At 72.9% G+C, this 19,831-nt stretch carries 17 protein-coding genes and 1 pseudogene; 9 read left to right on the top strand and 9 right to left on the bottom strand.

Annotation, left to right across the window (positions count from 1 at the left end):
• The 5 genes from MLV88_RS21100 to MLV88_RS21120 form a co-directional block, all read right to left on the bottom strand.
• Window positions 1–1,599 (bottom strand): tetratricopeptide repeat protein, encoded by a 1,599-nt coding sequence (locus MLV88_RS21100; protein WP_243338625.1) that lies wholly within the window; start codon window positions 1,597–1,599, stop codon window positions 1–3.
• 99 nt (window positions 1,600–1,698) lie between these two features.
• Entirely contained in the window at window positions 1,699–2,964 is a 1,266-nt protein-coding gene (locus MLV88_RS21105) for a hypothetical protein (protein ID WP_243338626.1), read from the bottom strand.
• Window positions 2,965–3,060: 96 nt separating this feature from the next.
• Window positions 3,061–3,960, bottom strand: a complete 900-nt coding sequence (locus MLV88_RS21110; RefSeq protein ID WP_242371115.1) for a hypothetical protein — start codon at window positions 3,958–3,960, stop codon at window positions 3,061–3,063.
• 110 nt (window positions 3,961–4,070) lie between these two features.
• Complete coding sequence (locus MLV88_RS21115) at window positions 4,071–4,694, bottom strand: class I SAM-dependent methyltransferase (protein WP_242371117.1); 624 nt, start codon at window positions 4,692–4,694, stop codon at window positions 4,071–4,073.
• A gap of 25 nt (window positions 4,695–4,719) precedes the next feature.
• Window positions 4,720–6,519 carry an ABC transporter ATP-binding protein gene (locus MLV88_RS21120; RefSeq protein ID WP_243338646.1) on the bottom strand — a complete coding sequence of 600 codons (1,800 nt, stop codon included), beginning with the start codon at window positions 6,517–6,519 and terminating at the stop codon, window positions 4,720–4,722.
• Window positions 6,520–6,685: 166 nt separating this feature from the next.
• Between MLV88_RS21120 and speA the strand changes: the two genes are divergently transcribed.
• From speA to MLV88_RS21135, 3 genes are all read left to right on the top strand, one after another.
• The gene (gene speA, locus MLV88_RS21125) at window positions 6,686–8,665 is read left to right on the top strand and encodes a biosynthetic arginine decarboxylase (RefSeq protein WP_242338193.1); all 1,980 of its coding nucleotides are present in this window, start codon (window positions 6,686–6,688) and stop codon (window positions 8,663–8,665) included.
• 58 nt (window positions 8,666–8,723) lie between these two features.
• On the top strand, window positions 8,724–9,149 hold the full coding sequence (locus MLV88_RS21130) for a DnaJ family domain-containing protein (protein ID WP_243338627.1): 426 nt from the start codon (window positions 8,724–8,726) through the stop codon (window positions 9,147–9,149).
• Window positions 9,150–9,263: 114 nt separating this feature from the next.
• A complete protein-coding gene (locus MLV88_RS21135) occupies window positions 9,264–9,467 on the top strand; it encodes a dodecin (RefSeq protein WP_243338628.1) in 204 nt (67 codons plus the stop codon).
• A gap of 30 nt (window positions 9,468–9,497) precedes the next feature.
• On the opposite strand, the gene MLV88_RS21140 is transcribed toward MLV88_RS21135, so the two are convergent.
• The 3 genes from MLV88_RS21140 to MLV88_RS21150 form a co-directional block, all read right to left on the bottom strand.
• A complete protein-coding gene (locus tag MLV88_RS21140; RefSeq protein ID WP_243338629.1) occupies window positions 9,498–10,220 on the bottom strand; it encodes a hypothetical protein in 723 nt (240 codons plus the stop codon).
• 102 nt (window positions 10,221–10,322) lie between these two features.
• Window positions 10,323–10,760: a hypothetical protein gene (locus MLV88_RS21145; protein WP_242354999.1), complete on the bottom strand. Its 438-nt coding sequence runs from the start codon at window positions 10,758–10,760 to the stop codon at window positions 10,323–10,325.
• 143 nt (window positions 10,761–10,903) lie between these two features.
• Entirely contained in the window at window positions 10,904–11,137 is a 234-nt protein-coding gene (locus tag MLV88_RS21150) for a hypothetical protein (RefSeq protein ID WP_243338630.1), read from the bottom strand.
• A gap of 322 nt (window positions 11,138–11,459) precedes the next feature.
• Here MLV88_RS21150 and MLV88_RS21155 point away from each other — a divergent pair, with 322 nt between their 5' ends.
• The 3 genes from MLV88_RS21155 (at window position 11,460) to MLV88_RS21165 (ending at window position 15,650) form a co-directional block, all read left to right on the top strand.
• The gene (locus MLV88_RS21155; RefSeq protein ID WP_243338632.1) at window positions 11,460–14,006 is read left to right on the top strand and encodes an NHL repeat-containing protein; all 2,547 of its coding nucleotides are present in this window, start codon (window positions 11,460–11,462) and stop codon (window positions 14,004–14,006) included.
• Window positions 14,007–14,109: 103 nt separating this feature from the next.
• Window positions 14,110–14,619 carry an FAD-binding oxidoreductase gene (locus MLV88_RS21160; protein WP_243338634.1) on the top strand — a complete coding sequence of 170 codons (510 nt, stop codon included), beginning with the start codon at window positions 14,110–14,112 and terminating at the stop codon, window positions 14,617–14,619.
• Window positions 14,541–15,650: a BBE domain-containing protein gene (locus MLV88_RS21165; protein WP_243338636.1), complete on the top strand. Its 1,110-nt coding sequence runs from the start codon at window positions 14,541–14,543 to the stop codon at window positions 15,648–15,650. The genes MLV88_RS21160 and MLV88_RS21165 overlap by 79 nt, the downstream gene beginning before the upstream one ends.
• 84 nt (window positions 15,651–15,734) lie before the next feature.
• Here MLV88_RS21165 and MLV88_RS21170 read toward each other — a convergent pair.
• Window positions 15,735–16,250, bottom strand: a pseudogene (locus MLV88_RS21170) (peroxiredoxin-like family protein); the annotation flags it as partial.
• Between the two features lie 288 nt (window positions 16,251–16,538).
• Between MLV88_RS21170 and MLV88_RS21175 the strand changes: the two are divergent.
• From MLV88_RS21175 to MLV88_RS21185, 3 genes are all read left to right on the top strand, one after another.
• Window positions 16,539–17,213 carry a hypothetical protein gene (locus tag MLV88_RS21175; RefSeq protein WP_243338637.1) on the top strand — a complete coding sequence of 225 codons (675 nt, stop codon included), beginning with the start codon at window positions 16,539–16,541 and terminating at the stop codon, window positions 17,211–17,213.
• A 145-nt stretch (window positions 17,214–17,358) separates the two neighbouring features.
• Window positions 17,359–19,044: a serine/threonine-protein kinase gene (locus tag MLV88_RS21180; protein ID WP_243338640.1), complete on the top strand. Its 1,686-nt coding sequence runs from the start codon at window positions 17,359–17,361 to the stop codon at window positions 19,042–19,044.
• Between the two features lie 408 nt (window positions 19,045–19,452).
• The coding region (locus MLV88_RS21185) for a helix-turn-helix domain-containing protein (protein WP_243338642.1) at window positions 19,453–19,831 on the top strand (379 nt) is incomplete at its 3' end.

Genomic DNA, 19,831 nt, shown 5'->3' on the forward strand with positions numbered 1-19,831 from the left:
TCACGGCCCCGCCGCCGTCGGCGGAGCGCCCGAGGCGACGCGGCACTGCTGGGCGTAGGCGTCGAGCTTCCCAGCGAGCGCACGCCGCGCGAGCGCGGGCGCGCGCTCGGGGAGCGCGTCGATCGCGCGCTGCTGGACCGGCATCGCCGACGCGCACTGGCCGAGGTCGGAGAGCACGGCCGCGTAGCCGGCCAGGATCGGCGGGCTCCAGGGGGCGAGCTGGACGGCGCGCCGCGCCACCGGGAGCGCCTCGCCGGACCGCCCCTGCGCGAGCAGCTCGGCGGCGAGGTTGTGCAGCGCCGCCGCGTTCGCGGGGGCGAGCTCGGAGGCGCGCCGGAAGGCGTCCTCCCGCTCGGCGGCGGCCGCTGGACCGGCGAGCGAGATGGCGAGGAAGGTCCAGGCGCGCGGATCGAGCGGGTGCGCCTCCACCGCCGACCGTGCGAGCCGGACCGGGTCCTCGCGCCAGAGCGCCGCGCGGTACTGGAGCGCGATGGGGTGAGCGGGGTCCTCGGTGAGCGTCTCCTCGACCTCGGCGCGCAGGGCGTCCAGCCGCTTCGCGGGACCGTGCTGCCACAGCGCGAGGCGGATAGCGTGCACCTCCGGTGAGGGGATGCGCTGCTCGAAGTAGCCGATCGCGACGGGCACGGCGAGCTCGCGGGTCTGCGCCTCGAGGCGCCCCCGCGCGTGCGCGGCGAGCGCCGCGTCGAGCGCCTCGAGCCCGCCGGGCCGCGCCGGATCGTGCTCGGGGAACGCCGCGCGCCAGGCCGCGTCGGGGGGCTCGCCCGCGGCGAGCCGCCGCTGGAGCTCGGTGAACGCGTCGGGCCGGGCGGAGGCGAGGTAGTGGACGAGGAGCCAGCTCGCCGCGTACCAGTCGAGCACGTCCCGCTCGCCCGCGGTCCCATCCCAGGCGAGGAGCGACCGCGCCGGCACCGGAGCGCGCCTCGCCCGCGCCAGCCGCGCCGCGGGAGGAGCGCCGAGCTCCAGGACGCCGCCGGGGACGTCCACGCCGAGCGACTCCATCGAGACCGCGATGCCCTCGGCGAACCAGCGCGGCTGGCGCAGGAACGCGCCCGAGAGGAAGTGGTGCGCGATCTCGTGCGCGAGGAGGGCGCGCTGGTCGGGGCGGAGCTCGCCGGAGAGCACGATCCGCGGCGGCCCGCCCTCGCTGCGCAGGTAGTAGCCCTCGGCGCCGTCCGGCGCGAAGGCAGCGTACTCGGCCGCGGGGGGGGGGGCGGGGGCCGCCCCGGCGCCCCGCCCGCGCCGCGCCGCGCGGCGCGCCGCGCCGCGGGCGGGGCCGGGGGCGTCGGCGCGCGCGGCGCCCCCCGCCCCCCCCCCGCCCCCCCCCCCCCCCCCCCCCCCCCCCCCGCCCCCGGGCCGTGCCGCGGGGAGCGCCGCGGCGACCGCCGCGCGCATCCGCTCGAACCGTTCGACGAGGAGCGCCGCCCGGCCGGCGTCGAGATCGGTGCGCAGGACGAAGTGATCGCTCGCGAGCTCGCGCCACTCGGCGCCGCCGCGATCGGGGCAGCGGAACGGTCGAGCTCCGCCCATGCACGCGCCGAGGAGCGAGCCGAGGACGACGAGCGCGCCGAGGCGCAGCACGGGCGGATCGTAACGCCGTGTTGGGGGGCCGCCGCAAGGAGGGGCGGGCGGGCGCCATCCGCCTCGAAGGAGCCGAGCCCCGGGCGAGCCCTCCGGGCCTCAGCCCGGCACGCGCGCGCCGGGGGGCAATTCGGGCGGGGGATCCGCGGGCTCGAGCGGCTCGGGCGCGCGCCGCATGCCCTGCCCGCGCGGAGCGTCCCAGCCGCGGAACTGCACCTCCAGCCGCAGCATCAAGGCGTACTCCCGCTCGCGGCCCCGCTCGGGTGTCCACGGCCAGGACACCTCGGGCTCGACCTCGAAGAACAGCCAGCGGCGGTAGACGTCGGTGCGGAAGCGGGTGCTCGCGCTGTAGCGGTCCACGCTCGGACGACCTCGGGTCGTCCCCTCCATCCCCACGCCGATCGACATGGCGACGGTGGGCGAGAAGGCTCGCAGCGCGGCGAGCCCGCTCGACCACTCCACGCCGCGGCTGCGCTGGGTGAGCCGCCCCGAGCCCGAGAGCCGCAGCAGCGCGTAGCGCCGGATGCCGCGCTCCAGTGCCGCGTCGAGCGAGGTCCCGAGGTGCGTGTCGGTCCGCCAGAAGCCGCTCGTCGCGACGCGCGTCAGGAACAGCGGACCCACTGGGATGGCCCAGCGGAGCCGCGCGCGGACGAACCCGCCCGGCGGCAGCTGGAGCAGGAATCCGGCGCCGAGGTCGCCGTGCGCGAGGAGCCCCTCCCAGACCCGCACCCGCAGCTCCGCGCCTCCCGTCCCGACCGCGTCGGTGGGCTCCTCGCCCTCGGAGGGGAGGAGCGCGGAGATGGCGTCGCGCGTCTGCCCCTCGACGACGAAGCGAAGCCGGTCGAGCACGCGGTTCATGCCCGGCAGGCGCAGATCGGCCCGCAGCCCCACCGTGTAGCTCGGCGGATGGCCCCGCCGGAGCTTGAGCTCGTTGCGCCAGCGAACGAACGACAGCGATCGCTCGGCCTCGAGCTCGGTCTCGTCCGAGAAGAAGCGGTCGAAGACGATGACGGGCGCGAGCATGCGCTCCGCGATGAAGGCATGGCTCGCGTCGAGCCAGTTGTCCCCGCCGGCGGGCCGCTCACCGGGGGCGCCGGGGCCCTCGTCGGGCTGCGGGGGAGGCGCCCCCGGAGCCTCGGGAGCCTCCTTCGGCGGCAGCCTCGGCATGAACCAGGCGTTCGGGGCCGCGGGCTGGACCTGCGGGAGCGGAGACTCGAGCGCGGCGGGCGGCGGCACGGCGGGCACGAGCGGCGCCGCCCGAGCGGGCTGCTGCCGTCCCGGGCGGGCGCTCGCCCCGACGGGCGCGAGCGCGAGCGACGCAAGGGCGAGGAGGGGGCGCAGGCGGCGCAGCACGGTCGCCTGCACGTTAACCCGCGCGGGCGCCGTCGGACAGTGGAACACCCGCGCGTCACCCGCTGCCGGCGCCGCGCCGTGCGCCGCCGGCAGCAGGGACCGACCGTCCTACAGGAACAGGCGCGCGTACACCGAGACGAAGCGCTCGTCGCCGCGGCTGCGGTTCTCGGTGAGGACGTCGCGGGCGCGAGGGAACCGGTCGAGCGCGAGGTACCCGGACGCGGTCGCGTTGTCCTCGCCGACGAGGTTCGAGAACATCACGTCGGCTCCGACGGTGATGTTGTGCACCGGGGTGAGCTCGACCCCGGCGTTCACCGGCCCCGCGACCTTCCGGTCGAAGCTGGACTGCTCGTTCAGCGGGTAGTCCAGGCCGATGTTCCCGAAGGCCGCGAGCCCCGGGAAGAGCTGGAGCTGGAGCCCGAGCGCGCCAGCGATGGCGTCCTTGAACGCCACGTCGCTGCGCTTGTTGAGGAACGACGTCCAATCGGCGGCCGCGAGCAGCGCGAGGTTCGGGCCGAGGGTGGTCTTGTACTGGAGCCCCACCGCGCCCGTCCAGACGACGTCGCTGAACTCGAACGCCTGCACGCGGGCCTCGACCGCGGCCTGGTTGGAGGCGCCCGCCCGCAGCAGCCCGAGCCGGATGCGGCCTCCGACGTCGTCGTAGACCTTCCGGCAGTCGTTGCCGCTCTCGCCGAAGCACAGGCCGGTGGAGTGGAAGACGCCGACCTGGAGATCATCGGTCACGCCGAAGTCGAGGCTGGCGGGGATGCTCCAGTCCGGAACCCTGCCGTCGTTCGTGTTCGAGATCTCGATGCGGACCGGGACGCCGAGCTCGATGAGCCCGCGGGAGAGGGTGAGCGGCTGACGCACGAGCTCCTGCGTCGGATAGGAGTCCTTCGCGTACCGGGTGCCCGCTCCCTCGTCGAGCTGCGCGCGCGCGGGCGAGGCGGCGGCGAGCAGTACGACGACCCAGGCGACGACGAGGCGGAGAATCGCGTTCGGCTTCACGGCGTGCTCCCTTCTCCAAGGGTGACTGTCGACGGCCGTTCTATGAGGCGGCGGCGGCCGCGCTCGCAACGCCATCGAGTCGCACCCCGGCGGGCCCCGTCGAGCTGCCGTCACGGATCGTGACGCCCCGGCGGAGCCGATCGGAGCGAGCCCCCGCGCGGCTGCGCCTCGAGTCGGCGCATGACGCCCCGAGCTCGCAGAGAGCTCGCGTCGAGCTCGAAGCCCGCCTCTCGGAGCGCACGCTCCGTCTCCCGGTTCGGATGGCAGCCGCCCGTGATCACCGTCCATGCGGGCTGCACGCGATCCTGGATCGCGCCGATGAGGTGACCGCCGCGGACGTGCTCGATGGCGCGCAGCGTCCCTCCCGGCGCGAGCACGCGGCGCGCCTCGCCGAGCGCCAGGGGGACGTCGCGGACGCTGCACAGCACGAGGCCGGAGAGCACGGTGTCGAACACCCCGTCGCGGAACGGCAGCGCCTCGGCGCGGGCGAGCACGAGCGGCACGTGCGGCGCTCTGCTGCGGGCCCGGGCGAGGTTCGCGCGGTGGGGATCGACCGCGACGGCGGCGCCGCGAGGCAGGAGGGGCAGGTTCCGGCCGGTGCCGGTGCCGAGATCGAGCGTCCGGCCGCGGGCGCCGCCGGCGAGCCACTCGCGCCACCGGCCGAGCCGGCCGCGCTCGAGGAGGGCGAGGCCGAGATCGTACAGCCAGGGGATCTGCTCGAGGCCTCGCATCATGGCTCCTTCGCGCCGCGTGGCGGCGTCAGTCGAGGTAGCCCTGCGCCTGGAGCCGGAAGAGCTGGGCATAGCGGCCGCCGCGCGCCACGAGCTCACGGTGCGTGCCGAGCTCCTCGAGCCGTCCGCCGTGGAGCACGGCGATCCGGTCCGCGATGCGGACCGTGGAGAACCGGTGCGAGATGACGATGGCGGTCCGGTCCGCCGAGAGCTCCTTGAAGCGCTGGAACAGCTCGTGCTCGGCCTCGGCGTCGATGGCGGCGGTCGGCTCGTCGAGCACGAGGACCTCGGCGTCCTCGCGCATGAAGGCGCGGGACACCGCGAGCTTCTGCCACTGGCCGGAGGAGATCTCGTGGCCGGACTCGAACCAGCCGCCGAGGACGGTGTCGTAGCCGTCCGGCAGCGCCTCCACCAGCGCCGCGGCGCCGCCCCGCCGGGCCGCCTCGGAGACCCGGGCGCGGTCCCCGACGAAGGCGGGGTTGCCGAGGCCGATGTTCTCCGCGGCGGTGAACTGATAGCGCACGAAGTCCTGGAACACGGCGCCGATCCGCTGGCGCAGATCGGCGGGGTCCATGTCGCGCAGGTCCACCCCGCCGTAGCGGATCTCGCCCTCGGTCGGATCGTAGAGCCGGAGGAGCAGCTTCACGAGCGTGCTCTTGCCCGCTCCGTTCTCGCCCACGAGCCCGAGCTTCTCGCCCGGCGCGAGCGTGAGGGAGAGATCGCGGAGCGCCCACCCCGCCTTCCCCGGATAGCGGAACGAGACGCCGCGGAGCTCGATCTCGGCCGGACGCCCGCGGGGCGGGCTGCGGGGCGGGCGGGTGCGCGGCTCCTCGCCGCCGGTGGGGATGTCGAGGTAGCCGAACAGGTTCGACATGAAGAGCGCGTCCTCGTACATGCCGCCCACGCCGGAGAGGACCGCCTGCACGGCCCCCTGGCCCTGCCGGAACACCGCGATGTAGAGCGTGAGGTCGCCGAGGGAGATGTCGCCGCGCGCCGCGCGCCCGGCCATGAGGGCGTACATCGCGTAGAACGCGAGGAGCGAGAGGAGGCCGAAGACCATCCCCGCGCGGAGCCGGCGGACCGCCAGCAGGCGGTCCTCGTCGAAGAACTTCCGGAACAGCGCGCGGTAGCGGCCCAGCACGAGCGGCCCGAGGCCGTAGAGCTTCACCTCCTTCACGTGGCTGTCGCGGGTGAGGATCCACTCCAGGTAGTTGAGCCGGCGGCCCTCCGGCGCGCGCCAGGTCCAGAGCCGGAAGGACTCCCCCGAGAGGCGCGCCTCCGCCAGGAAGGCCGGCACCGAGGCGGCGACGATGACGAGGACGCTCGCGGGGGAGAGGCGCAGGAGGAGGCCGGAGAGCGCGACGAGGGTGACCGTGTTCTGCCCGATCGCGAACGCCTGCATCACGAGCGAGAGGGGCCTTGAGGAGGCCTCGCGCCGGGCGTTCTGCATCCGGTCGTAGACGTCGGCGTCCTCGAAGTGCCTGAGCTCGAGCTCGAGCGCCTTCTCGAGGATCCGCTCGTTGATCCGGTTGCCGAGCGCGCCGCGCAGGAGCTCGCGCCGAAGGGCGAGGAGGCGGCCGGCCGCCATTTGCACCGACATGAGCCCGAGCTCGAGGGCGACGAGCCACAGCACCCGCTCCCGGTCCTGCGCGAGGCCGCCGCGGGCGGCGGCGACGACGCCGTCGACGATGAGCTTCCCGATCCAGGCGATGCCCGCGGGCAAGAGCGCCAGCACCACGGTGAGCGCGGCCACGAGCAGCGCGCCGCGGCGGTCGGCCTCCCACACGAGCCGCATCGTCCCAGGCACCTGCCGGAACACGACGCGCATTCCCTGCAGCCGCTCGCGGAGCGCCTCGCCGGCGCCGCGCGGAGGCTGCGGGGGCAGGGGGTGGGAACGGGCGGCGGGCACGGCGCCCGCTATAACGCACGCGGCGCTCCAGATCGATGTCACACGCGCTCGATTTCTCGGGCGCGCTGTCGTAGATCAGCGGGCGATGAACATCCCGGAACATCGGAGCGACGCGACGACGGCGATGGCGCCTGCGGATTGGTCCATCGACCGCGCGATGCAGTACTACAACGTCGGCGGGTGGGGCGCCGGGTTCTTCTCCGTGAACGAGAAGGGCCACGTGGTCGTCCACCCCATGGGCCAGCCGGGCCCGGTCATCGACCTCATGGACGTGGTCGAGGACATCCGCGAGCGGAAGATCGGCTTCCCGTGCGTGGTCCGCTTCCAGGACGTGCTCCGCGCGCGCGTGAAGCAGATCAACGAGGCGTTCGCGAAGGCGACGGCCGAGATGGGGTACGGCGGCCGCTACTTCGGCGTCTACCCGATCAAGGTGAACCAGATGCGCGAGGTGGTCGAGGAGATCCTCGACGCCGGCGCCCCGTACAACTACGGCCTCGAGGCGGGCTCGAAGGGCGAGCTGCTCGTGGTGCTCGGGATGAACACCAACCCCGAGGCGCTCACCATCTGCAACGGGTACAAGGACGAGCAGTTCCTCCGGCTGGCGCTGCTCGGCCGCAAGCTCGGCCGGAAGGTCATCGTCGTCATCGAGAAGCTCTCCGAGCTGCCCCAGCTCCTCAAGCTCGGGGAGGAGATGGGCGTCGAGCCGATGATCGGGCTCCGCTCGAAGCTCACCACCCGCGGCACCGGGAAGTGGGAGGGCTCGTCCGGCGACTTCGCCAAGTTCGGCCTCACCGTGCCCGAGCTCATCCACGCGGTGCGGATCCTCAAGGAGGCGGGGAAGGAGCACTGCGCGAAGCTGCTCCACTTCCACGTCGGCTCGCAGCTCACCGAGATCCGGGTGGTGAAGGACGCGGTGAACGAGGGCGCCCGCGTCTACGCCAAGCTGCGGAAGATGGGGCTGCCCATCGAGTACTTCGACGTGGGCGGCGGGATGGGCGTGGACTACGTCGGCGTCCAGACCAACGGCAACGCGCAGCCCGGCACCATCGCCTCGACGGTCAACTACACGCTCGACGAGTACGTCGGCGACGTCGTCTACAACGTCCAGCGCGTCTGCGTGAACGAGGGCGTCCCCGAGCCGCACCTCGTGACGGAGTCCGGGCGCGCCATCACCGCGCACCACTCCTGCATCATCATGAACGTGTTCGGCCACATCGAGATCGGGTCGGCGGAGGAGATCGCCGCCGCCTCGGCGCCGAGGCCGGACGAGCCGAAGCTCGTGCGGGAGATGCGCGAGATCGTCTCCTCGATGACGCCGCGGAACCGCGCGGAGGCGTACCACGACGCGGCCGCCAAGAAGGAGGAGGCGCTCCAGATGTTCAAGCTCGGCATCCTCGGCCTCGAGGAGCGAGCGGTCGTGGAGAGCCTCTTCTGGAAGCTCGTGCGCGGGATCGCCGACCTGAACCGCGGCAAGAAGCGGCTCCCGCGCGAGACGCGCGACCTCGCCGACAAGATCGCCGACCAGTACATGGCGAACTTCTCGCTCTTCCAGAGCGCGCCGGATCACTGGGCGTTCGACCAGCTCTTTCCGATCGTGCCCCTGCACCGGATGGGCGAGGTGCCGACGAAGGACTGCACCATCGTCGACATCACCTGCGACTCCGACGGCAAGATCGACCGCTTCATCGAGAACGACGGCGTGGACGAGACGCTCTCGCTCCACGCGCTCAGGCCGGGCGATCCCTACTACCTCGGCATGTTCATGACCGGCGCCTACCAGGACATCATGGGCGACATGCACAACCTGTTCGGCCGGGTGAACGAGATCCACGTGTTCGTGGACGACGAGGATCCGGAGGACTTCTACATCGAGGAGGTCATCCCGGGAGACACCATCGAGAAGGTGCTCTCGCGCCTCCAGTACGAGCCCGCCGAGCTCTCGCGGCGCGTGAAGGGCGCGCTCGACGGCAAGGTGAAGGAGGGCGCGATCCGTCCGAAGGAGGGCGTGTCGCTCGCCGACTTCTACGAGGCGGTGATGAAGGGATACACCTACCTCGGCGTCTGATCCCGGTCCCCGCGGCAGGCGGTTGCGGAGCGCCGGCGGCCGCCGTTATCGAAGGGGAGTGGCCGAGCGTCCTCGCAAGCCCGGAGAGACCTTCGAGTCCTACGCCGAGCGGCTCATCCGCGAGGCCCAGGAGGAGGGCGCCTTCGAGCGGCTCTCCGGGGCGGGCAAGCCCCTGCCGCTCAGCGGCGGCGCGCTCCCGGAGGCGTGGTGGATCAAGGAGAAGCTCCGGCGCGAGAAGCTGTCGAGCCTCCCGGACTCGATCGCCATCCGCCACGAGGCCGAGGCGGTGCTCGCCGCCGTCGCGCGCGATCGTGACGAGCACGCCGCCCGCGAGCGGCTCGAGGCGCTGAACGCCAAGATCCGCCGCCTCAACGCGACCTTCGTCGGCTGGCCGCCGACGACCCTCGCGCCGCTCGACGTCGAGGAGGTGCTGCGGCGCTGGCGCGAGGGGCGGCTCGCCCCGTACGGCACCGCAGCGCCGTGACCTCCGGTGTGGTCTTCCCCCACTGGGCCGCGCTCGAGGCGAGGGCCGGGGCCATGGTTCCGGCACCACTCACCCGAGGCGGCGCCCGCGCCGCCCTCCGCCGAGGAGCCGCGCATGTCCGGGGTCTACAAGAAGATCGAGATCGTCGGCACGTCCCCCACGAGCTTCGCCGAGGCGACGCGCGCGGCGATCGAGGAGGCCTCGAAGTCCATCCGGCACATGGCGTGGTTCGAGGTCGTCGAGCAGCGCGGCGCCATCAAGGACGGCAAGGTCTCGGAGTTCCAGGTCACGCTGCGGGTCGGGTTCAAGCTGGAGTAGCGGCGGGCGGCGGGGCCGTCCCGCCCGCGCTCATCGCTCGCCGAGCCCTGCGCCCGGGATCGCGGGCACGACTCGCGTCGCCGAGAACACGAGCGCGACGCCGACGAACCTGCCTTCCGTGACGTCGCCGGCCTGCGCCGCCGTCGCGCGGTCGTAATGGAGCACCGACACGGCGAGCCCGACGCGGCGCATCCCGCCGGGCAGCGGCCCGTAGTGGAGCTGCCCCGTGGCGCCCCACAGCTCCGGCTGCGCGAGCGCCGGTCGGAGGCTCCAGCTGCACTGCGGGGCCACGTCGAGCTCCAGGCCGTAGAGGAGCGGCACCCCGGCGATGAGCGCGACCCGCGCCCGCGTGGTGGGCTCGAGCTCCGGCCGTCCCGTGAGCTCGGCGATGCCCGTCGCGGCGAGCGACAGGTCGAGGTGCCGCGTCCGGACGGCCTGAGCCTTGACGCCGAGCTGCGCCGACAGCACCGACAGGCGCCCGTCGACCTCGAGGCGGGGCGCGATCCCGCGCGCCGCCCAGAGCTCGACGGGCACGACCGGCACCAGGGGCAGGACCACGCCGCCCGTGGGGGGCTCCTGCGGGACCTTGCGCTCGTGCCCGTAGCCCGAGAACCCGATCGCGGCGCCCAGGTCCCACTCGCCGGCGTCGAGCGTCCGGGCGCGCCCGAGCTCCATCTCCGCGGTGCAGCCTGAGAGGGCGACGGCGGCGGCGACGAGGGCGGCGGCGCGCGGGCAGGGCAGCAGGACGTTCACCTCGGGGCGATACGGCCGCGCCATTCTCCACGAGTGGAGGGCGGACGTCACGTCCCGGGTGATGGGGACCGGACGCCCATCTCGGCGTCCAGCCGGCGCGGCTCACTGCGCGTTCCGTTCACCCTCGGGCTCGGCGGACGGGGCGTCGGCGCTACGGGCCGCGGGCTTCTCGACCTCTGTCGGCGCGGGCTTCTCGACGTCGGTCGGCGCGGTCGCTCCCTTGTCGAGGATCTCGATGCGGTAGCCCTCCGTCTGTCCCTTCGACTCGTCGAGCGCCGCGCGCACCCGCTGCCCTTCCTTCAGGTCCTCGAACGTCGCCTTGAAGTCGTCCACCTTGATCTCGGCCTCCGGTGCGACGAGGACCTCGCGACGCTTGTCGCCCACCCGCAGCGTGACGGTCCCGTCGTCGCGGCCCACCTCCTCGACCCGGCCCTCCACGGTGCGGCCGGCGTTCCCACTGCTCGCCCGCGTGCCCTGGGCGGTCCGGCAGCCTGCGGCGGCGAGGGCGAGCCCCAGGGCGATCGAGAGGTGCGTGCGCATGGCGGGTCCTTTCGAGGAAAGTGTGGTCCTCGTCCGCCGTGGATGGGAGCGCGCGGGCCCGCCGCGCGTCGCTTTCGCCTCGCACCGAGGGAGCGTCGGCTGCGCGAGCGGCTGGGCGTCCGCCCGCTCGCAGCGCGCGGTCGTCAGTCCTTCTGGCGCTTGAAGTAGAAGTGCGCGGTGCTGCCGTGGGCGAGCACTGCGACGAGCTCCCACCCGTTTGCGCCGAGCGCGTTCAGCTCGGCCTCGTCGAGCGTCGCCTCCTCGGCGAGGTCGCGTACCACGTGCTTGTAGCCCCACTTCGGCTCGACGTAGACGACGGGGGGCGCGACGTGTGCGCCGGGCGGTCGCGGGGGGTCTCGAGGAGAGGAGGGGGCCATCGCGTCACTCCGGCGGCAAAGGCCCGCGGATCCTCGTTGCAGGCCGAGAAGTCCTCACTCTTTCATCATTTTGCGCCCAGCGGCGCGTAGGGGCCCAAGAGGACGGGAGGCCAGCCTGCGCGCTCTCAGGACCGTTTCGCGGCGGGGGCAGGGTATCGCGCGTGCGGCGCCCGCGAGGTGCGAGGCGCCTACACTCGCGGGCGCAGGTGGGCGGGTGTCCTTCCACGGGGCCGAAGGATTGCTTCCCTGGCGTCCCTGACCGTCGGAGAATGCGCACCCGAAGTCATTGAACCGCAGGTGTATTGCGGGAGGGGCGCGACACATGTCGAGACGGACGGGTGGCGTGACGGCGCTGGTCATCCTGGCGTTGCTCGCGGCGGCATGCAGCGGCGGCGGCGGCGGCGGCGCGGGGCCCGGCGGAGGCGTGACCGTCACCCTCGACACAGACCACTTCACGATGCGGGGTGACGAGGGCACGTCGCTCTCGGCCACCGTGACCGCGAGCGTCTCCGGGCAGACGAGCGCCAGCATCCGCGTGAGCGCCGTGGACCAGGGCGAGGCGATCGCCGGCGCGCAGGTCGAGGTGATGGAGACGCAGGCGCGTCTCTGGATCTCCTCGAAGTCCTCCCTCGCGCCCGGGACCTACGCGGGCACGCTGGCGGTGAACGTTTGCTACGACGCAGGGTGCAGCTCTCCGGTGCGGGGGTCGCCGTTCCGGCTGCAGTACACGGTCGAGGTCCTGCCCATCCTGAAGGTCGCGCCCGACCAGGTGGCGCTGTCCGCCGTGAGCGGCTCGCCGGCCAGCGCCTCCATCGCCGTGCAGCTACCGTACGGCGCTACCAGCTTCCGCGTGTCGGGCCTTCCTTCCTGGCTGCACGTCGCTGACGAGACCGCGTCGGGCTTCACGCTCGCCGCCGCCAGCGTTCCGGCGGGCGCCTACGACGCCTATCTCTACGTCGCGGCCGGAGGCTCGCAGCGCTCGCTCCGGGTGACCTACACGGTCACGGAGGCGCCCGGGGGAAGGCACGATCTGTCCCTGGACACGAGCTCGCTGGCGCTCACCACGACGGAGGGCGCCGACGCGTCCGCGCGCGTGGGCGTCACGCCCCCGAGCTGGAACCCGCCGCTGACGACGAGCGTGAGCTACGGCTCCGGCGCGAGCGGATGGCTCGGCGTGACCCCCACGGACGGGGGCCTCGACCTCCGCGCCGACGCCGGCGCCCTGTCCCAGGGGAGCTACACGGCCTGGCTTTACGTCAGGGGCGACGGCTTCACCACCGGCCGGTCGGTCACCGTGACGCTCACCGTCGGACCGGGCCTGCTGAAGCCGCAGGATCAGGCGCTGACCCTCACAGCGACCTCGGTCCCCGCGGACCTGCTGGGCAGCGTGCCCGTGACGATGGCCGGCGGCCCCGCTCGCGCCTGGACCGCCGCGACCGACGCCGCCTGGCTCACGCTCGATGCCGGCACCGGCTGGACGGGGACGCCGCTCGGCTTCCGCGTCACGCCCGAGGCACTGCAGTCCGTCGAGAACGGCAGCACGCAGGTGGCGACGGTCCGCGTGGCCGCCGATCCCCCGAGCATCACCCCCGTCCAGTTCAAGGTCACCCTCAGCAAGCGGCTCCCGGAGGTGCGCTCGCTCGGGCCCGGGGTCATCCTCGCCGGCCGGGCGCATCGCGTCCTCGCGCGCGGCGTGGGGTTCGACGGGCTCGCCGACGTCGCGGCGGGGATCACGGTGGAGGGACTCACCGGCGTGGGTGTCACGCGCGTCAGCGACACCGAGGTGGCGCTCGACGTGCCCGCCGCGCCGGCCGGCGAATACGCGATCAGCGCGTCGAACGCCCTCGGATCGCCCACGGCGGCGGCGGCGCTGCACGTCGTCGATGCGCCCACGCTGGCCTACGCGCGGGTGCAGACCTCGGGCCGCAAGCGTCAGCTCATCTACGATCCGCGGCATCAGGCGCTGTGGGCCTCGATGCCGGGCGTGGCGGTGCGCGTCGGTTACGCGGGGGGCGCGTGGACGGCGGCGAGTCAGGCGATCGCCGACCTGCGCGACCTGGCGCTCACTCCCGATGCTGGCGCGGTGATCGCCGTCTCCTGGTCGGGCAAGCTCCGCTTGCTCGATCCGGTCACGCTGACGGAGCAGGCGACCTACGACCGCGGCGGCGCACTCGGTCCGGCCTCCCTGCGCCCGGACGGCGTCGCGGTGACGAACGACGGCCGCGTCTGGCTGCCGTTCGGTGACACGGGCATCGACGACCTCGGGTTCTTCGACCTGGCGCGCCGGACGTTCTCGAACACGGGCCTGAATTTCTACGAAGGGCCATGGCTCGCGGTGAGCGGCAACGGCGAGCGCCTCATGGTCGACGGTCGAACCGGCCGCATGCACCTCGACGGCGCCGACGGCACGCTGAAGGACGGCGGCTTCTACTTCGAGGGAAACTTCGGCATCGACGAGGTAGGCAGCCGATTCGTGACCGTCAGCTACAGCGAGGCCGCGCTCTGGGACGCCTCCTTCGCCTTTGTGGGGCGACTCTGGCTGCCGGATTCCTACACGAAGTACACGGGAGGCACGACCATCGCCGCCACCGTGTCGCCGGACGGAAGCCGCGCGTACGTGCTGAGCTACAGCATCGGGAGCCTCGACCTGCCGAGGGTCTGGGTGTTCGACTCGACCGCGGCCGTGAGCGGCGACCCGCCGCTGCTGGGGTACTTCCAGCTCCCCGAGTACCCGACGGTGCGGAGCGGCTTCACCATTCAGAGCCGCGAGGCCGTGATGGCGATGACCCCGGACGCGACCACGCTCTTCATCGCGGGTGACGACGCGGTCATGGTCGTCCCGGTGCCGTCGACGCTGACCGCTCCGTGACGGGCGCGTCCGCGCCGCCGGGTGCTCATTTGTGACGCCGCGCGCTGCGGCCGCGCAGGCCGAAACCGTGGGGCGTCCCGCGGCGGGGCACTAGGGTCCAAGGATGAGCGCTCGAACAGAAGCGGGCTCGCCGCGGACCGATCCGGCCGCCGCCGGCCGGATCGGCCCGGACGACCCGCGCTACGCCGACCTGGCCCACCGCGGATTCAACAGGCGCTTCCGCGGGAATCCCGACTACGTGCGGCTGGTCGGCTCGACCGAGCAGGTGGTCCAGGCGGTTCAGGAGGCGGTGCGGGAGGACCTGCGGGTGGCGGTCCGCAGCGGAGGCCACTGCCTGGAGGGGCTCGTCGCCGATCCGGCCGTGCGGGTGCTCATCGACACCTCCCTCATGACCGGCGTCGCCTACGACCCGGAGATGTCCGCCCTCGTGGTGGAGGCGGGGACCACGCTGGGCGAGCTGTACCGGAAGCTGTTCCTCGGCTGGGGAGTGACCGTCCCCGCCGGCGAGAGCCCGGACATCGGCGTGGGCGGCACGTGCTGGGAGGCGCCTTCGGCTTCCTGTGCAGGGAGCATGGCCTCGCGGCGGACCACCTGTACGCGGTCGAGGTCGTGACGGTGGACGAGGCCGGTACCGCCCGCAGCGTGGTGGCGTCGCGGGAACCCTCCGATCCCAACCGCGAGCTCTGGTGGGCGCACACCGGCGGCGGGGGCGGCAACTTCGGCATCGTCACGCGCTACTGGTTCAGGTCGCCGGGCGCTCGCGGGACCGACCCTGCCTCGCTGTTGCCGCCTGCTCCGGCGTCGATCCTGACGTTCCGGGTGGGGTGGAGCTGGGACGAGCTCGACGAGCGGGCGTTCGCGAGGCTCCTGCGCAATCACGGTGAGTGGTGCGAGCGCAACGCGGGCGCGGACGCTCCCGGCGCCAAGCTGTTCAGCATCCTCTTCCTCAACCGTCGCCAGGCCGGCAAGGTCGAGCTGCGCGGGCTCTCCACCGCCGGTCCCGACGCCGAACGGCTCTGTCACGAGCACCTCGATGCCCTGAACCAGGGAGTGGGCGCGGCCTGCACCCGGCAGCTCGAGACGAGCACCTGGCTGCGCTTCGCCCTGAACCCTTTCCCCGAGCTGTTCCGCGCGCCGGGCGCCGAGAACGCCAGCTTCAAGATGAAGGACGCCTTCCTGCGCAGGCGCTTCACGGATCGGCAGATCGAGGTCGCCCACCACTTCCTCACCCGGACCGACGTGGACGTGCCCGGCGGCATGCTCGGCCTCGCGACCTACGGCGGGAAGGTCAACACCGTGGCGCCCGACGCGACCGCCTCGGCGCAGCGCGACTCGATCCTCACCACCTCCTGCAACGCGGGCTGGATGGATCCGAGCGAGGCGGAGCGCAACCTGGGCTGGGTTCGCGCGCTCTACCGGGAGCTCTTCGCCGACACCGGCGGCGTGCCCGCGCCCGGCGAGGCGAGCGACGGCGCGTTCATCAACCATCCGGACGCGGACCTCGCCGATCCGCGGTGGAACACCTCCGGCGTCCCGTGGCACACGCTCTACTACAAGGACAACTACCCGCGGCTGCAGCGCGTCAAGGCGCGCTGGGATCCTCGCGACGTGTTCCGGCACGCGCTGTCGGTCCGGCTGCCGTGATGCGTCACGCCTGCTTCGCGGACTCGGCCACCGCCCCGAGCAGCGTGGCACGGGCACGTCGTCGCCGACGCTCCGTCCAACGTGCGCCAGGACGATCCGCCCCGTTCGATCGAGCACGAAGTCGGCGGGCATCTGGGTCTCACGGCCCTCGAACCGGCGGTGGCGCTTTCCGGCTCGCGTGGCCCGAACCAGCGCGAGCATGGAACGCGGGTGGAGGTACCCGCTCAGGCTCGCGCCCACGCCGAACGCGTCGTAAAGGACGGCGCCGGGGTCGGCCACGGCCAGGAACCCCGGCCGCCATTCGGCCATGGCAGCCTGGAGCCGCGCCGGCGCGGATTGAAACACCATCCAGACCGCACATGAGAGCGCCTCGAATTCAGGCATTGCCGCCGCGATGCGGCCGACGTGGAGCTGACACACCGGGCAGCCCGCATGACGCGTGAACGACACCACGACAGGGCCACGGGGCACCTGGCACTGCAGCCTCGACCCGTCCAGCGCCTCCAGCACCACCGCCGGCGCACGGTCTCCGACGCGAAGCTTCACGGCCGGACCCTCCGAATGGGAGACGACACTACGAGAAAAGTAGCAGGTCCGCATCGAGAGGGCGGGCCACTCGCTCACGGAGGCGCGCCGGCACGGCCTGCGCTGCGCGGGCTCGGCTCAGGAGGGATGCGGCAAGTGATCTGACGCGCGTGGCGTCACCCCCGGACGACTGCGCGCCTTCGCCGCGGTCGTACCCGGAGGACCATCGGGGGAGGCGAAGAAACGTGTCGGACTCCGGGTGAACGCAGTACGGTTGCCGACGCCATGGAATCCACGAGAGCGGAGCCCGCACGACCAGGAGGCCTCGGTCCGAGCGTGGCCGTGCCCCCGCACCTACCGCTGGTGCTGTTCGTCATCTTTGCGCTCGAGTGCTTCATCGTGCTTCACACGATCGCGCCGGTGACCGCGCCGTGGGCAACGCTCGTCCTCGGGGGGTTGGCGACCAGCGCGATCGCCGTCCTCAACCCGCTCGCGGTGAAGACTCCGAAGCCGTGGGTACTCGCATGGTCCGTGGCCGAGGTGGCCGGCGTGGTGGTCGGTGAGGCGATCGCTTACTTCATGGCCGTTCCGTGGGAGCTGAGCTGGATCTGCTTCACGCGAAGCCAGCACCACGTCGAAGCCACGATGGTCCTGCGTCTCGTCGCCATCGGGCTCGCGACAGCCGCGTGGCGCATGACCCGACGCTCCGAGGGCGCATGGGGCACGACGTCACGCGGGCGGACTCCGTACGCAGGTGGCCTGGCGCTGGGTCTCATGGCCGCGCTCCTGGTCGCGATCGTACCCGCCGTCTTCCCGGTCATCACGGGGCATCGTCCATCGCTCGAGGTCGAGGCCGAATCGCGGGCGGCAGCGCAGCTCGGACCGGATTACGCGGGCTACCGTTATCTCGTGCGCCGCCTCGACCAGGTCTTCCGCCGGAACGTGAGCGTCACCATCGAGGCGTCGGTGATCGCGTACGACGCCGGGCTCGGCGACCTGCACGACGTGACGGTGACCTGGAAGGAGCCCTGGGACTGAGCTCGCTCCCCGGAGCTCTCAGAACGACTCGAAACGTTCCCCACGTCCGTTCGTTCGCGAACGTCTCGGCGTGCCGCTCCTCCGCGCCCGTCGCGACGGCGCTCCATGTGCCGGCGGTTCCCTGACCGCGACCGCTCGCGGTACCATGGCGGACGACCTCATGAGCGAGCTCTCCTCCACCATCGTCGGCACGGCGCCGGCCGTGGACGTCGGCACCACGCTCGGCAGCTACGAGCTCGTGGCCGTGCTGGGCAGGGGAGCCATGGGGTGCGTCTACCGCGCGCGCCACATCCGGCTCGGGCGGGAAGTCGCCATCAAGGTCCTGAACCCGGAGTACGTGGCGCGGCCCGATGTCGTCGAGCGCTTCTTCCGCGAGGCGCGGGTCGTTAACGACATCGACCACGAGCACATCGTCGAGGTCACCGACTTCGTCGAGGCGCCCGGGCTCGCGTACCTCGTGATGGAGCTGCTCGAAGGCACGAGCCTGCGCGAGCTGATGGCCCAGCGCGGCCGGAAGTACCCGCCGCTGAGCCGGATTCTCCGGATCGTGACGCAGGTGTGCGAGGCGCTCGAGGCTGCGCACGAGAAGGGGGTCGTCCACCGCGATCTCAAGCCCGACAACATCTTCGTCGTGGAGAGGGACGGCGCCGACTTCGTGAAGGTGCTCGACTTCGGGGTCGCGAAGCTGCGCGATCCCGTCGACAACGCCGCCACCTCGGCCGGGATGGTCCTGGGGACGCCGCACTACATGGCGCCGGAGCAGGCGCTGGGGAGGGACGTCGATCGACGCGCCGACATCTGGGCAGCGGGCGTCGTCCTGTACGAGCTGCTCTCGGGCAGCGTGCCGTTCACCGCACCGAGCTTCGTCGAGCTTGCGATCTTCATCCGTGAGCAGCCCCAGAAGGCGCTGCCGCGGCGGACGCCGCGCGGCGAACGCATCCCGGCCTGGCTCGGGGCGGTCCTCACGAAGACCCTCGAGAAGCGCCCGGATGATCGCTTCGAGTCGATGTCGGCCCTCGCCAGGGCGCTGCACGCGCCGCGCCGTCGCCGCTCGATCGTACGCCCGCGCCGCCTCCTCGCTGCGGTCGCCTCGGCGGCCGTCGTGGCGACCGGCGCTGTCGTCGCCCTGCGGTTCGGCGTCCCGCGGAACCTCGGCGCAGCGCTCGAGCCCGGCCGAAGGCTGGTGCGGGAGCTCGCGTCGGCGGCTCCAGCGGTCCCGTCGCCGTCGTCCGACGCGACCGGGACCCCGATCTCGCCCGCGATCCCGAGCCCGACCGCGAGCCCGACCGCGAGCCCGAGCGGGACGTCATCCGCGACCTCGACCTCGTCCGCGCCGACGACATCGCAGCGTCCGGCGACGTCGACCTCGGCCGCGCCGGCGGCATCGCAGCGTCCGGCGCCGTCGACCTCGGCCGCACCGGCGGCATCGCCGCGTCAGGCGACGACCTCGCGGGCGACGCCTTCCTCGCGCCCGGCGACGTCGACCTCGGCCGCGCCGACGACATCGCCGCGTCCGGCGACGACCTCGCGAGCGACGCCTCCCTCGCGTACGGGGTCCGGTCCCGGATCGCAGCAGCGGGGAGCCGTCGAGCTTCTCATTCGCTCGTCACCGCCCGGCGCGTCCGTCGTCCGGCTCGACACGGGGCAACGCCTGGGGAAGACGCCGCTTCGAGTGAACGTCGCCCGCAAGGCGGCGGAGGTCTGGCTGCGGTTGACCCTCGACGGCTACAAGCAGGTGAAGTTCGCCGTCGATCTCCGCAGGGACAACACGGCCAACGTCGCGCTCCACGGCGTGGCGAAGAAGCCGAAGGTGGCGCGGCGTCGTCGCTGACGGCTGCGTTTCCTGCAGCGATCCGAGTGGAGCTGCCCGAGGACGAGCCGGGCTGCGCCTCGCCGTGAGCGCGCGTGCGGTGCGGCTCGCTTAATGAGGCGCGCGCCGACCACGAATCGAGAAAACGGCAGAGCAGGGGAATCGAAGGCGCGAGGGCACTTCCCCTGATCCCGGCTCATCGCCCGCACATCCCGGTTCTTCCACGCTGATTCCGGCGAGCGGCGCCGAAGCATCCCCGGCCGATGAGGGCGATCCGCCGCCAAGCTGTACCCGTGTACCCGTCGCGCCCGCTGCTCGCGATGCGGCCATGCGCCGTGTGCTCCGGGCCTATGCCGATCGTGACGACGACGCCCTCGCCACAGCGCTCCGGGACGCGCTCGGCGCGCTCGAGGACGCGGAGGAAGCGCCTTGAGCGCTCCCGGAGGCGAGCGGCGCGGGTTCATCGCGTACCCGCGCGCGTGGCGCGAGTTCTGCCGCGAGCACCTCGAGCCGGCGCAGCGTGCGCTCGCCGATGACCTCGCCGAGGCCGCCGGATGGGAGGCCGCGACGGTGCGCCTCCATCAGCTCGGGGTCGAGGTGCAGCTCGACGTCGGCGAGGCGCTCGTCTCGACGAGGGCGCTCGAGAAGACCAGCGGACTGAGCCGCGATCAGGTGCGGCGCGCGCTCGACCGGTTCGAGGCGCTCGGCCTGATCGGTCGGCGACCGGCGTTCGAAGCCGCCCCGTCCACCGCCTCGGGGGCCGCCCCATCCCCCGCCCCACGAGCCGCCCCACCCCCGACCGTCGTAA

The sequence above is a fragment of the Anaeromyxobacter soli genome (assembly GCF_022808855.1).
GTDB lineage: Bacteria > Myxococcota > Myxococcia > Myxococcales > Anaeromyxobacteraceae > Anaeromyxobacter > Anaeromyxobacter soli.

What these genes read in the sequence shown, in the direction of transcription:
- MLV88_RS21155 (WP_243338632.1), top strand. Translation starts at nt 11,460, where the DNA reads ATGTCGAGACGGACGGGTGGCGTGACGGCGCTGGTCATCCTGGCGTTG.
- speA (WP_242338193.1), top strand. Translation starts at nt 6,686, where the DNA reads ATGAACATCCCGGAACATCGGAGCGACGCGACGACGGCGATGGCGCCT.
- MLV88_RS21180 (WP_243338640.1), top strand. Translation starts at nt 17,359, where the DNA reads ATGGCGGACGACCTCATGAGCGAGCTCTCCTCCACCATCGTCGGCACG.
- MLV88_RS21150 (WP_243338630.1), bottom strand. Translation starts at nt 11,137, where the DNA reads ATGGCCCCCTCCTCTCCTCGAGACCCCCCGCGACCGCCCGGCGCACAC.
- MLV88_RS21115 (WP_242371117.1), bottom strand. Translation starts at nt 4,694, where the DNA reads ATGATGCGAGGCCTCGAGCAGATCCCCTGGCTGTACGATCTCGGCCTC.
- MLV88_RS21145 (WP_242354999.1), bottom strand. Translation starts at nt 10,760, where the DNA reads ATGCGCACGCACCTCTCGATCGCCCTGGGGCTCGCCCTCGCCGCCGCA.
- MLV88_RS21160 (WP_243338634.1), top strand. Translation starts at nt 14,110, where the DNA reads ATGAGCGCTCGAACAGAAGCGGGCTCGCCGCGGACCGATCCGGCCGCC.
- MLV88_RS21120 (WP_243338646.1), bottom strand. Translation starts at nt 6,519, where the DNA reads ATGCGCGTCGTGTTCCGGCAGGTGCCTGGGACGATGCGGCTCGTGTGG.
- MLV88_RS21135 (WP_243338628.1), top strand. Translation starts at nt 9,264, where the DNA reads ATGTCCGGGGTCTACAAGAAGATCGAGATCGTCGGCACGTCCCCCACG.